This window comes from Brevibacillus sp. Leaf182 (genome assembly GCF_001423865.2).
Lineage (GTDB): Bacteria > Bacillota > Bacilli > Brevibacillales > Brevibacillaceae > Brevibacillus > Brevibacillus brevis_C.
Window position 1 is genome coordinate 392,754 of record NZ_LMPN02000037.1, and the last position, 13,394, is coordinate 406,147.

The window sequence follows — 13,394 nt, forward strand, 5'->3', positions numbered from 1 at the left end:
CCACCCTTCCTGTGAAAACTTTTCTCTCTACCCTCATTGTGTCGGGATCGGGAAAATGGCGCCGAGGATCATGGCTCCGATAATCGCACCACCCGCAATCGGTTTGTTGTAATAGTAGAAAATCGCTGCTCCTGCTGTTGCGCCGAGTCCGACTGGAATCGAAGCCATAATCGCAGAAATAACAATCAATGGACCTAAGTAACGACCTGCTGCGTTTCCAGCCCCCATCATGACATCCGCACCAAAGGTGGAGTTCGATGCGTTGATCGTGTACTTCCGAATCATAATAATCACGGTACCAATGATCAAACCCAAGAGTGCACCTGTCGCAAGCGCCAAAGGGAAGGAAGTCAACGGAGCTGTAAAGCCTGCTCCCAACATCAATGCTGGAACGCCAATCCCGATACCCGTTTGCAACGAGCCGCCAATATCGAGAATCCCAACCAGCGGTCCCTCCAAAATGCGGGCGAACAAAAAGCTCGCACCAAACGCGGCAGCCGCACCGTATCCACCCCCTTTTATCCCCGCCTCCAGCATCGCAACGATGGCGATATCGTTAAAAGCACCGACATGATACACATAGTAAAGATGAGTACCCGCAAAGATTCCTGAAGACAAGCACGCAACAAAGAGGGGAAATGCCCATTCTGAATACCAAAATCCTTTTGCCTGCAATTCACCCATTACTTTTTCACCACCGATCCGAATGTTTCGTGAAGCTCAATCAGCCATTGTGGAATTTCCACGTACATACTTTTCAAGAGCGCGACATCAAAACCACGGAAGAAGCCACTGAATACAAACAAGAGAATGACTGCAATAAACATGGATTTCGTAATTTTGTTCCAACCACTGTCATCTAAGCCTTTACCGATCAAAATACCCAAGACGATTCCAGGTACCGCATTCCCCATGACCAAGTGCGACAAACCGCCCAGGACCGTACCCCAAATCCCTGTCCGTTTGCCTGCATCCATCGCCGCCATCCAGAACACAATCGGCATGATCGGGTTGATCAACCAGTTCGCAGCCGGAACCAGTACCTTCGTTGCGACGAGCTGCATCGATTCGGGAATCGCCGTTGCTGTAGAATTCAACAAGGTGACCACAACGACACCGACTGCTGCTCCGGCAATCGCCATTTGCTTCGGATTGTGCAACGTCTCTCCGACATTCTTGTTGCGCCAGAGCAACACGGCTGCGGCCCAGTTCGGAATGACACGATGATCCACATCTTGCGTCAACGCACCGGCACCGACAACTGACGCCCATGAGTTAAACAAAAAGCCAAGTCCAAATGAAAAATGGGAAATGGGATCGCCCGCACATGCGTTCAGCTCTCCAAAAGTCCGGAATGCTCCCATCCCTTGGACATTGGGTGCATGGAACATCCTCGCCGCCCCTGCACCAACACCGAAGCCGACCAATGCCCCGATGACGATCGACTTCAACACAATCATCAACGTAACCATGAACCTACCCCCTGTCTGCTTCTATCGCTGACGAACCAACTGCACCATACCCGCAGTCTGCTCGGTCTGCTGCTGAAATGTTATGTTTTCTACCTGGACCAGCCCCAACCTCACTTGTATATCTACAGTAATGTCATACCGCGTCCGTTTGCGTGGGAAGAACAATCCAAAAAATCGCTCATGCTTCACTGTCTCTGTCGCAGACACAATGGAAACGCCTACAGGTTCGATTCGCACGACCAAATCACTCGTCTGTCTCGCCACTACATGCTTGATTTGGGAGAAAATCTTGTTGAAGGCTCCCTCCTTCGTATCGCCACTGCCGGATAATCGCAAGGTTTGCGTCGTCTCCGTGTACATGGATTACTTCCCTCCCAGCTTGATGTATTCTTCCACCATGCGTCTGCCCAGCTCTTCTGTATCCATGAAGCCAAAGCCGATCACTTTTTTGCCGCTACGCAAGGCAGTAATACCAGCATCTACGGAGCGCAAGCCGTACTCGACCGGAAAACCATACTTGGTCTTGGCAGTCAGTGCCCCAGCCCCACCACTTCCGCAAAAGGACAGCCCGAGGTCTGCACTTTCACTGACCATGACATCTCCTACCTTCATATCAGCGCCAACACCTGGAATGACGATCGCGGTCCCGCCAGCAGCTTCGATTCCTTTTGCGATGTTCTGTCCTTTTCCAAGACGATCACCAATCACGATTTTTACCTTAGACATAGACATGCCCTCCTCTTTTTCATAGCAATGTTTTACGATGGCCCCATCTGCATGGCACGGATGGCTTCAAAATGAACCGCTAACAGAAACGCTTCTGTATCATCTGCCTGCCACGCACTCTTCTCTTCCGAAAGAACTTTGTGCGAGAGCGTAACCATATCAGGATGAATTTCGGCGAATAACTCTGCTTCAATCACGGGCAGCCTTTCACCGTTTGTCATCCGTCGTACAAATGCCAGTACATGAGCTCCGATGGCTAGCCAGCGATCTCGCGGTATATGAATCTCCATGAGGCGGAACTCCTCCTCAATTTTTTGGAGAATTTGTTTTGTTTCAGAAATTTCAGATAAATAATCCAATTTTGTCTCAGTCAGTTCCTTGAGGATGTCATCAATCATTTGCATGTCAGTACCTTTCCCGAAGTAATCGCTTGATAAGCCACTACTCTTTCCTTTGTCTCCACCGTTTCTTGTTCACTGTCGGTCAACATTGTCGGCTCTTTTTTTATCTGCAATATGGATACGTCCGCGCATGCCCCTACTTTCAACGTCCCTATCTCGTTTTCTAGCCCAAGAATTCGTGCGGGCGCAAGCGTACTCGCCGCAATCACATCGTCGAGCGAGTAGCCCATGGCGAGAAACTTCGTAAGTGTGTGCGTCAAGCTGTGCACTGGACCATCGATGTTGCGCTGGTGAACATCCGTGCTAATGACATGTGGCATAATACCTTGGGCCTGTGCATGGCGCAGTGTTTGAAAACTAAAGCTCGCTTCGCCGTGCCCGATATCGAGTAAGACTCCCCTTTCCAATGCGTCTTGCGCCTCTGGCATCAACTCGCCTCGTTCGTCGAACATTCCTCCTTTTTTCCCGTGAAACGCATGTGTCACCACGTCTCCTCGGTCTAGCAGAGGCAATATTTCCGTGAGTTTTGGCGGAGCGTTTCCGATGTGCACCATCATGGGTACACCCGCTTCTCTCGCCGCTTCCTTGGCTACGAGTAAGGGTTGTATCCCGTTTTGCTTGACGACAGAACCGCTCATGCGGGCTTTTATCCCTCGTAATATCGGTTGCTTTCTTATGAGGGCTACGGCTTCTCTGGGGGTTAACCGCGACATGTCTGCGAGCTCCCCGCCGCCTGTGCACAAGCCATCCCCTGAAATGTTCAGAAATGCCAGAACACGAGTAACAGAAGGATACACAGCTTCTTCAAGAAAAGCATCAAACGACCATAGCCCGACACTGCCAGCATCTACTACGGTTGTCACTCCTTGCTCGACCCCGACCCGATCCGCGGCTACGCCCAAGCTCGTCTTTGTCGGAAAAACATGAGCGTGCAGATCGATCAGACCAGGTGTCACCACATATCCTTCTGCATCGATCGTCTCCTTGCCCTCCAGATTCATCCCTTGATCATCGGTTGTCTTCCCTTTCTCATACAACCCAACGATCCGCCCTTCCCGAATGGCAAGATCATAGTGCCCGTTCAGGTTCTGGGAAGGATCAATGACCCGTCCGTTGCGTATGAGTAGATCCACTTTCACTCTCTACCGTCCCCTTTCCTGAAAAATAGCGCATAATGGCCGTCACTTCACTCGGCGGAACCTGGAGGTTGGCCTCAGCCATTAATTGATTCAGCTTTTCACGCCATGCCTTCCATTCTTTCGATTCTGCCTCAGCCGACGATTCCCACTCCTCCTGATAAGGTGATCCAAAAGCCAGTCGATTCACCATCAGCAGCAGGTGCAGCGTAAGTCCGCTCGCCGTTTGTTCCGTTACGTACTCCCGAAAGGCAGTCACGATTTTCTGACTGATCTCATACCCTTTGCAGATAACATCCTGGGACAGCCTCTCCACCACGGGTAAATCTGATGGATTGAGATCAGCAGTCAGCGTGGGAAACCAAGCTTCCTTGCGAGCATTTACAGCCTGCTGTCGATTTCCGTCCTCCACTTGCAACGCTTCCAGACAGTTCTGAATCTGGTTGATATCTTGGCGTGTTGGAAGAGGACTGACAATCACAACTGGCACCTCGGCTTTGATCGGCAGGACACTGATGATGACATCTACGCGACGACTCGCCAAATACTTCTCTACCTCTGTGCTGGAACACAGGCCTACGACCCGAAGTGAACGCAATTCGCTTTCCAAGTACGTTTTCAAAAACCGTGAAGTCCCTCTGCCTGTTCCGCAAACGACAAGCGCATCTGCCTTTTTCTGCTCCAGCCATCGATCATAACCTGCTTGGAAATGCAGGACAAAGTAAGCAATGTCTGCATCAAGCCAGTAGACCCCGCGATGCCAAAACACTTCTTCGCAAGAGCGTTTAACGGCATCAAACATGCGTGCGTATGAACGGCGAATCTCCTCCGTCAGTGGATTCGCAAAAAGAACGCCCTGACGATACCGGTTCAAACTGTCATCCAGATGAGCAAAAAGCAGTCTGACCAGCTCGTGATCCTCGTACAACGGTGCCAGCATCCGGCTGCTAACCGCTTCCGTTAGCTCCTTCGTTGCCTGGAAAACATCCAAGACAATCCTCCCTGCACGCGCCTCTCTTGGCACCTGTTCAGTCCCTAGCAGCGGAAGGCACGCATACGCAATCTCGTGTTCGGGAATATCGACGTTCAATCGCTGACATAATGCTCGAACCTCGTGTGAAAACAGCTCGTATCCACTCCAATGCCTCGCTTCTCCCATCTCGGCATCATCCGCAGTGACCAATTGGCCCCGATGTACACGATGGACGACAATGCATAGGCGAATCAATAAACTAATCAGAGCTCGGTCTGCTAGCGTCTCGGCAGCAGCATTCATCCATGCTTTGATGCTGTGAATGATCTCTCCTAGCTCTGTCCGGCTGATCAGCCATTTCTCCAATAACGGACCTGTTCTCGCTTCTTGTCCATTTTCTAAAAACATCCCTTGTACCATCCGATACATGTCAATTCCATCCAACAGATCGTGAATCAAGTTTTCGAGAGCATACCGCTTGTGCCGCTCACTCCCGTCTACCCGTACACCGTACCTTTGTTTCGTGACGAGCTCGAGACGCCAGCCATCGAGCAGCTTTTCCGCGTCCTTGACATCGGCCACAACGGTATTGCGACTGACTCCCATGTGGTCGGCCAAATCGTTCATCCGCTGATACCCTTTTGACAGCAGAAGAATGAACAAAAAATGCTTGACCCGATCCTTTTGCGGCAGAATGAGCGTCTTGCTGTCATTACTTTGCAAATTTTCCTTCAAAGCATTTCGATGCTCTTGCTCTTCCGTGATCCACAGCCCTTTATTCGGTTGAGAATGGAGGATGACATTTCGTTCCTTTAGCCATTGCCTGACGTTATCCAGATCGTACTTGACGGTGCGTTCGCTTACCTGGAAATCGCGCGCGACATCCTTGATTTTCAGCGGATAGTAGCTGTCGAGTATCACCTTCAGTAACGCATGGGAACGTGTGGTTAAAAAGACCATTCCTTTCTCCTTTCCATAAAAAGCTGTGTCCTTACTTGAGATTCATTATAGAAAACGCTTTCTCGGTGGTAAAGAACGATTCCTTTCCCCATCAATCGTGCAATTTTTGCAATTATCAGTTCAATTCGACAGCAATGAAAAAGATGACTCCGGATTAAAACAAGAAGCCATCTCTTTTTCATCACTTACTTGACATAATTACAAAAATAGGTCCGCAACGGAAGGTTACGGACCTCTTCTAGTAAGAGGTGCTTACAGGATTCCTCCCAGGCTTGCCCCTTTGACAAACAGTCGCTCGATATTTTTCTCAACAGTTGGGTCTGGTACCAATGGTGGTGCTTGATGGGGCTTGGTACGCGCATCAATGATCAAATTATCGCAACCCCAATGCTTGTTCTCATAGTAGCTGTTAACACCGTAAATGTCGTGGGATGGATTGCTTCGGGTGAAGGTTGCCCACAGGAAGTTTTGTAGCGACGCGCTCATGAAGCTACTATCATCGCAAAGGATGATCATCGGGCAAGACGGGATCGACCCTCTCGCTTGAATCGCGTCACACAGATTCTGTAATTGCTGCTGGGCGCTCGCGTAATCGATAAAAGCAGGACCTTGGATCGACACCACACCTGGCATAATCAAGCGGGCGTTCTCAAACTCTCGCAAATCCTTCAGCTCATCCGGCACCTCTTTGCACAGCTCGCGTTTCTGATCGCCGTAAGCAGCGAGGACAACCTTACTGCCGCTGTTTAAGCCCGTTCCCGAATAATCCAGCGTATCAATAGTCGTGTTCGTATAAAAATGAACATCGCGATGCAAATCGATTCTCTCCAAAATATAGGTCATAAAATCAACTTCATCATGCGTCGTCAATGGTCGATTTTCTTCAGCAGTAATGAATAAATACTTGGCCAAGCTCAATTGGCCCGTCCCTAAAATGCGGTTGGCGATGGTGAGCATCTCCGTCGGCTGTTTAACTTGCTGATAAGGCGTATATCGCTCGCTTCCGATGGCAAACAGCAGCGGATGTACGCCAGCAGCATCTACTGCGTGGACTTCTTTTACACCCGGGATTTCTTGCTTGATCGCATCGCCCGTTAACTCGTGAATCAGTTGACCGAACGACGTATCTTCTTGTGGCGGACGACCCACAACCGTGAATGGCCAGATGGCATTCGGCTTGGCATACACTTTCTTTACCTTCATCACAGGGAATGGATGAATCAGACTGTAATAGCCCAAATGGTCGCCGAACGGTCCTTCTGGTTTCGTATCTTCAGGATAAATATCTCCTGTGATCACAAAATCCGCATCATTGCTTATGCAGTAGCCATCGATATAGCTGTAGTGAAAACGACGCCCAGATAGCAAGCCAGCAAAAGTAATTTCACTCAAGCCTTCTGGCAATGGCATTACCGCCGATAAGGTATGTGCTGGTGGTCCGCCCACGAAACAGCTTACTTTTAGCGGCATCCCCATTTTAGTCGCTTTGGCTTGGTGGACACCGATTCCGCGATGGATTTGATAGTGCAAGCCAATTTCTTTGTTTACTTCATACTCATTACCAGTCAACTGCACACGGTACATACCCAAATTGGAATTCATGATTCCAGGCTTGTCCGGATCTTCTGAATAGATTTGGGGCAGCGTAACAAAAGCTCCGCCATCCATTGGCCAGCTTTGGATGAGTGGTAGGTCAGTTATGCTGATTTCCTGTGCAGTTACGGGCATGCTAGTCGATTTTTTTGCAGGCAAAGCCTTCAGTGCAGCAAAGCCGTTCTCGATATTTTTAAATGGCTGCTTTAGCGCTTTCATCGGATCATTACGCATGGCGATGATATTTTCAGCGGCTTGCCAAGTGCTTCTAAAAATAAATTTGCTGCGCTCGATTGTGCCAAAAAGATTGGATACCGCACGAAATTTTGAGCCTTTTACATTTTCAAACAGCAAGGCTGGTCCCCCAGCTTCATACACCTTCAAATGAATCGCGGCCATTTCCAGATAGGGATCTACTTCTTCGCGAATACGGACCAAATGTCCGTGCCTTTCCAAGTCAAGGATGCACTCTTCTAAATTCTGATACATATCTATAGGGCTCCAATCACTAGATTATAGATTTATCTGTAGATCAATACCCTCTAATCATACAGGAAAGATCCTACAAATTCACGTTACCCTTCCGCACAATTTCTTGAAGCTCGCTCAGTTCTCTGATTTCGTACGTTGGCTGAATGCTCGTCTGATTTTCCTTGCCCAAAGGATTGAACCAGCACGTATCGATCCCGTATTGGACTCCCCCTTGTATATCAGAAGTCAACGAATCTCCCACCATCAGTACGTTCGCCTTCTCCGTCCATTGCAGTTTGGAAAACGCGTATTCAAAAATTTCCCGATCCGGCTTCTTATAGCCGACCTCTTCGGAAATAATCAGGTGTTCAAAAGTGTTACAAAGCGGTGAAGCGGCAATTCTTGCCGTTTGAACAGAGGCGAACCCATTCGTAATGATCACCAAACGGCAATCCTCCAAACTGTTGCACAATTCAACCGCTCCCGGTACCAAATGCACTTCTTTGCCCAAGGATTCGAGATAGGCGCTGCCGAACGCCTCTGCATCGACATCTAGCTGAACAGCTTTGAAAAGTCTCCGAAATCTCTCTACGCCCAGCTCTGCTAGAGTGATCCGCCCCTTTTCTAAATCCTCCCACAATCCTTTACTGATCTCTTTGTAAGTCGCTCCATAATCAGACGATCCCGTAGCGAGTCCAAATTGGGAAAACGTCTTTTGCAGTGCATTTTCTTCTGTCTTTTTGAAGTCGAGAAGTGTATCATCTACATCGAATAATATGACTTGATAGCGCATGGCAACCTCCATAAATCTTTACTGAACAAGTATTCGCACAAACTAACACCTTTCTATCATATCAAAAACAGCAGGCAAAACTGCATACAAAAAGCCTCGAACTGTACCATTCGAGGCCGTGAAAGATTTTGTAGAGGAGCGAGCGGCGATCCTTTTTTTCGACTACTCTTGCTTAATTCGCACTTTTTCCGACATAGCTCCCTGCAATGATGATCGAATTCGTGTATCCACCACTTACATTCTCGAAGCCAGAGAGCAAGGTTGGGACGCCCACAAATTCAACCGTATCATCTTCATAAATATCTAATGCTCCTAGGTAAACAACTTGGTAGCTATCCTCCTCGTCATTGACGACATGCAAGACAGAAAAAGTCCCGATTTCCGGTATCTCTTCCTCTTCGATGCTCAACACTGTTCCTTTATCTTGAATCATCGAGGCTTGATACTTGGAAATATTTTTATTGATATGTTTCGGTTGCACATTATGATCGACTAATTGCTGGGCTTCTTTCACTTTATCCCCGGTTGCTGGAAACAAATGAGCATGCTTTGCCAAAAACGCTTTGGATTCCGGTGGAAATTCTTCTCCAGCTTCAAAGCCATTCACTTCATGTAAGGCGAGTACAGCCAACGAAAGGTACGTAGCGATGTTATTATTTTCTGATTCCGCAACTGCCTCTGTACCTTCACTCGTGGAAGAAGAGCCTTGCGTCGCTAAATTGGAAAACACGGATGAAGTACTTGAATTGGTTGAACCACATCCTGTAACAAGAATAAATGCGACAAGTATAAATGCATAAGAAAAAGAAACTTTCATCTAACTCAACCTTTCCTATTATTTCCTTCCCTTTATTATCTCATGGTTTCTACCTTGCAGGAAGTACACTCCATCTTTCCGAATTATTTCTCAACATGGTAAAAGGAAGGTGAAGGAATGAACGCACTCTTAGTGATTGATGTGCAAAATGGAATTGTGAGTTGTGGGGATTACAAAGAGGCACTTTTTTTGATGGAACAGGTGATCAAGGATTTTAAAGAGAGCAATCGTCCTGTCATTTTTATCAGACATATCGATGATGCAGAAGAAAGTCCACTGAATAGAAGCTCTATCGGTTCTGAAATACACCCTCCATTAAAAGACTATTCCGACTACTTGATCGAGAAGCAAACCCCTAGTTCTTTCTTCCAAACTGAACTCACACAGACTTTAGAAAAGTTAGGGGTCGATCATCTTTTTATCATTGGTTTTGAGACGGAATTTTGTTGTATGTTTACGGCGATCGCTGCCTATGATCGCGGATATAAAGTGACTTTCATTAAGGACGCGACTGGTACAACCAATACCGCCGAATCATACGGTATGCAAGGGTTAGACATTCATCAGTTTGTAGGAACCGTTCTCCGTTGGTCGAGTGTCATTGAAGTAGTAAACTACGCCGAGTACGCTGAAAAATACAAATGATATGAGCAGGTCGTACCTGTTATCCGAGGACTCGCCATCGATTTCCCATTGTGGATTGGATGGCGAGTTTTTCAATGCCTTTGTTTATCTAGACCGTTCCCAAAAATTACCCTCTACATTAGATATTTTCGTTCTTCAGCGATTCAACGATATTCTGTTCTTGATGTTTTCTAGTCGCATAGAGGATTGATGTACCCACAATAAAGAACACACCTATCCCTGCAATGAAAAGATTCGCCCAAGGCAACGTAAAAGCAAATTCAAAATTCCGGCTAAGGCTCATGTAGATGAAAAACATCACGCATAAACTAATCGGTAAACCGTAAATAAGCGACTTCATTCCATAAAAGAATCCTTCGAAGCGTAGCATTTTCTTCATGCCCTTTGGCGTCATGCCAATGGAAGCCAACATCGCAAACTCACGTTTTCTCAAGGCCATCCCTGTCGAAATCGTGTTGATAATATTTGCCATACAAATGAGTCCGATGAGAACCACAAACCCATAAAGGAATACGGATGTGACTGTGGCGCGATTCATTGCATCCTGACGCTCCTCAATCAGATTAGTCGTATAGACATGTACATCTGGATATTCGTTAATAATCGGGTTTATTTCATTTTCCAATGCCACAGACTGATCTGTTGTAAATTGAACCTCGCTGGTAACTTGTTGAGACAACATATCGTTACCTAATTCTAGTAGCTTGTCAAAACTTCGTTCAGAAACAACAAACGTCACCGTAAAAGCATCTTCCTGGTAGCGTAGCATAAAAGGTGGACGTTTATCCGTGATAGAAGCAATTCGGATTTTAGCTCCATCAACCTTCGTGAAAGGTATTTCAGCTCCCTCTTGGACTGCTAGTTGAGAGATATCTGTAAAATTATGCTGTTCTTTCAAGGTGAACCGATTGACAAGTATTGCAGAAATCTGGTCTCCTTCCAATTTCTTCGCATCAATCCCTGCGGTTTGCAGATACGCTGCAAAAGAGGCCTCATCAAGAGAAACAATGTTTGAAGACATGTAGTATTTCCCATCTGGATCAAGAGTATGGCGACTGGATATGTCTGTGGTAACCTCGTTTTCGTTGAGGACTAGATCATGAAAAAGAAGTTGGGTCTTCACTTTCGTTGTTGCGTTTTGGACAGACATCAATTCATTTGTTAATGACCTTACCCTTTCCAGATCGGCTCCTCTTGCGTATACTGACAGATCATAGGGTAGCGGTGCTTGCGCCATATTATAGGACTTATCCATATACAACGAAAAGGAAGAAGCTGCTAGGTACAAGATTACGCTGATCGCAAGAGAAAAGATAGTTGAGCGATAGTGGTGTTTATTCCTTTTCAGATTTTTTAATCCTAGTTCCGCTTCAAATCCAAACAACTTACGGGTCATTTTGGATGTTCGAACATCTTTTCCTTTTATTTCGATATCCTTTGTCTGGCGGATCGCAGTTATCGGTGTAATTCCCGATGCCCTCACTGCTGGAAACCATGCAGAAATGAACAGTGTCAAAATGGAAAACAAAATGACAGCAACCATACTAAACGGCTCTATCACCAATCGCATCGGTTCGCTTACGACAAATATTTTTTGAATGAATGGGCTGAGCAAATGGAGAGTAACACCAATGCCAATGGACCCAAAAAACAACCCGGCCGGAATAGCTATGACCCCGATCACAGCAGCTTCAAAAAACACAGACGCCCTTTTTTGTTGTTTGGTTGCCCCTATGCTAGATAACATCCCTAATGTGCGGCTACGCTCTGAAAGCGAGATCGCAAACGCGTTGTAGATTAGTGAGACAGATCCAATCAGAATGATACTTCCAACGGTTAAGACTGCCAGATACATGGTGGTTAGAAAGTGGGAATCATTCGAAATCCCCGAATAAAGCAAAAGATCCCGGTTGTACTTGACTTTTACTCCATTCGATTTAACTTGATCCTTTACTCCGTTCACCTTACTTGCAATCATGTTACTCGTTTCATAAATATCATTCCCTAAACCTTTAAAATCCTTATATTCAACACTTACCGTGTAGGGAGATCCCTCCTCTAGATCATCCTCGGAAAGACCACTAAATGCACGGTATGCAGCCATTGCTTCGTGCTCTTTATCTGGTGCTTCAACAATCCCTGTAATGGTGTATGTTTTCGTCTTTGTAGGCGTAAAGACTTCCTTTGATTGATAGGCATCATTGTTGCCCAACGCCTCGCTCTGCCCATCTATATTCAAGCTGCGGTTGCCAAAATCTAATGTGACTACATCTCCAACCTTCAAGCTTACCCCGGCGGTTTGAAGATACTGCGATGAAAGTGCCAGTTCATTTTCATTCCGAGGCAAACGCCCATTAATTAGGCTCACCCCTATTACATCATGATTATTGTGTCCAGTAATATACAAATAAGGCTTCACGCGGTTTGCAGAGTTGGAAAGTCGTGCAAATCCGAGTTTCTGGTCAATGTCGTATCTCTCAACTACATCTGTATTTGTAATAACCGCAACATCTTCTCCTGCAACATTGAGAAAAGCTGCCTGCCATTTGCCAGAGTAGGCAATCGCGTTTCGCTGCATCATATCCATGAAAGAACTACTAATCGAAAATACTGCTGTAAGCATTGCGACAGAAATGACAACCCCAATGATTGTAACAAGCGTACGGCTCTTATTCTGCTTCATATAACGTAAGGTGAGCTGATTTACGATATTCATCGCCGGATCACCTCATCTCTAGAAATCCTGCCATCCGAAATGCCAATAATACGGTCTGCTTGCAAGGCAATGTTTTCATCATGTGTAATAACAATCAGAGTTTGATGCCGTTCTTTGTGTAATTTTTTCAAGAGCTTCACAATCTCAGCACTGTTTTTACTGTCCAGATTCCCCGTAGGCTCATCAGCCAATACAATAGCGGGACTGCTAATCAAGGCACGACCAATGGACGCACGCTGCTGCTGTCCTCCAGAAAGCTGGTTTGGCAGATGCTTTAATCGCTGTTGAAGACCTAGAGTCTCTACGATACCGGAAAAGATATCTTGATTTACTTCTCTACCATCCAACAGCAACGGCAAAGTAATATTTTCCTCTACAGTAAGGACAGGGATCAGATTGTAGAATTGATAGATAAGTCCAATCTGTCTGCGTCTGAAGATGGCCAGTGCCGTTTCATCCATCGCGTACATATCCGTCTGGTCAACAATCACCTTACCGGATGTGGGCGTATCAACGCCCCCCAGAATATGCAAAAGGGTAGACTTACCTGAACCAGATGGTCCAATGATCGCCACAAACTCCCCTTTTTGTACGGAAAATGAGATATCGTTCAATGCAGTAACAGCTGTTTCGCCATCACCGTACGTCTTTGACAGGTTCTCTACTCGCAAAATCTCCATCATGATCCTCC

Annotated in this window: 13 protein-coding genes; 1 reads left to right on the plus strand and 12 read right to left on the minus strand. The window is 46.6% G+C overall.

What is annotated here, in order from left to right; genetic code table 11:
• Positions 1-33: 33 nt before the first annotated feature.
• From ASG16_RS28890 to ASG16_RS28935, 10 genes are all read right to left on the minus strand, one after another.
• Positions 34-684 carry an EF_0833/AHA_3914 family membrane protein gene (locus ASG16_RS28890; protein WP_048033218.1) on the minus strand — a complete coding sequence of 217 codons (651 nt, stop codon included), beginning with the start codon at positions 682-684 and terminating at the stop codon, positions 34-36.
• Entirely contained in the window at positions 684-1,472 is a 789-nt protein-coding gene (locus tag ASG16_RS28895) for a DUF4311 domain-containing protein (protein WP_056487894.1), read from the minus strand. The genes ASG16_RS28890 and ASG16_RS28895 overlap by 1 nt, the downstream gene beginning before the upstream one ends.
• 21 nt (positions 1,473-1,493) lie before the next feature.
• The gene (locus ASG16_RS28900; RefSeq protein WP_056487897.1) at positions 1,494-1,832 is read right to left on the minus strand and encodes a DUF4312 family protein; all 339 of its coding nucleotides are present in this window, start codon (positions 1,830-1,832) and stop codon (positions 1,494-1,496) included.
• A gap of 3 nt (positions 1,833-1,835) precedes the next feature.
• Entirely contained in the window at positions 1,836-2,198 is a 363-nt protein-coding gene (locus ASG16_RS28905) for a glycine-rich SFCGS family protein (RefSeq protein WP_007727312.1), read from the minus strand.
• A gap of 32 nt (positions 2,199-2,230) precedes the next feature.
• Complete coding sequence (locus ASG16_RS28910; protein ID WP_241970853.1) at positions 2,231-2,488, minus strand: hypothetical protein; 258 nt, start codon at positions 2,486-2,488, stop codon at positions 2,231-2,233.
• A gap of 104 nt (positions 2,489-2,592) precedes the next feature.
• On the minus strand, positions 2,593-3,738 hold the full coding sequence (locus ASG16_RS28915; RefSeq protein ID WP_056487903.1) for an amidohydrolase/deacetylase family metallohydrolase: 1,146 nt from the start codon (positions 3,736-3,738) through the stop codon (positions 2,593-2,595).
• Positions 3,698-5,668, minus strand: coding sequence for a BglG family transcription antiterminator (locus ASG16_RS28920; protein ID WP_056487906.1), 1,971 nt, complete (start codon positions 5,666-5,668; stop codon positions 3,698-3,700). Before ASG16_RS28920 ends, ASG16_RS28915 begins: the two co-directional genes overlap by 41 nt.
• A gap of 252 nt (positions 5,669-5,920) precedes the next feature.
• Positions 5,921-7,750 carry a UbiD family decarboxylase gene (locus ASG16_RS28925; RefSeq protein ID WP_056487909.1) on the minus strand — a complete coding sequence of 610 codons (1,830 nt, stop codon included), beginning with the start codon at positions 7,748-7,750 and terminating at the stop codon, positions 5,921-5,923.
• Between the two features lie 73 nt (positions 7,751-7,823).
• Positions 7,824-8,525, minus strand: a complete 702-nt coding sequence (locus tag ASG16_RS28930; protein WP_056487912.1) for a YjjG family noncanonical pyrimidine nucleotidase — start codon at positions 8,523-8,525, stop codon at positions 7,824-7,826.
• A 172-nt stretch (positions 8,526-8,697) separates the two neighbouring features.
• Positions 8,698-9,342 carry a hypothetical protein gene (locus ASG16_RS28935; RefSeq protein WP_056487915.1) on the minus strand — a complete coding sequence of 215 codons (645 nt, stop codon included), beginning with the start codon at positions 9,340-9,342 and terminating at the stop codon, positions 8,698-8,700.
• A gap of 117 nt (positions 9,343-9,459) precedes the next feature.
• Here ASG16_RS28935 and ASG16_RS28940 point away from each other — a divergent pair, with 117 nt between their 5' ends.
• A complete protein-coding gene (locus ASG16_RS28940) occupies positions 9,460-9,987 on the plus strand; it encodes an isochorismatase family protein (protein ID WP_056487917.1) in 528 nt (175 codons plus the stop codon).
• 118 nt (positions 9,988-10,105) lie between these two features.
• On the opposite strand, the gene ASG16_RS28945 is transcribed toward ASG16_RS28940, so the two are convergent.
• Positions 10,106-12,703: an ABC transporter permease gene (locus ASG16_RS28945; protein ID WP_056487920.1), complete on the minus strand. Its 2,598-nt coding sequence runs from the start codon at positions 12,701-12,703 to the stop codon at positions 10,106-10,108.
• A complete protein-coding gene (locus ASG16_RS28950) occupies positions 12,700-13,383 on the minus strand; it encodes an ABC transporter ATP-binding protein (RefSeq protein WP_016739677.1) in 684 nt (227 codons plus the stop codon). The genes ASG16_RS28945 and ASG16_RS28950 overlap by 4 nt, the downstream gene beginning before the upstream one ends.
• Positions 13,384-13,394 lie beyond the last annotated feature (11 nt).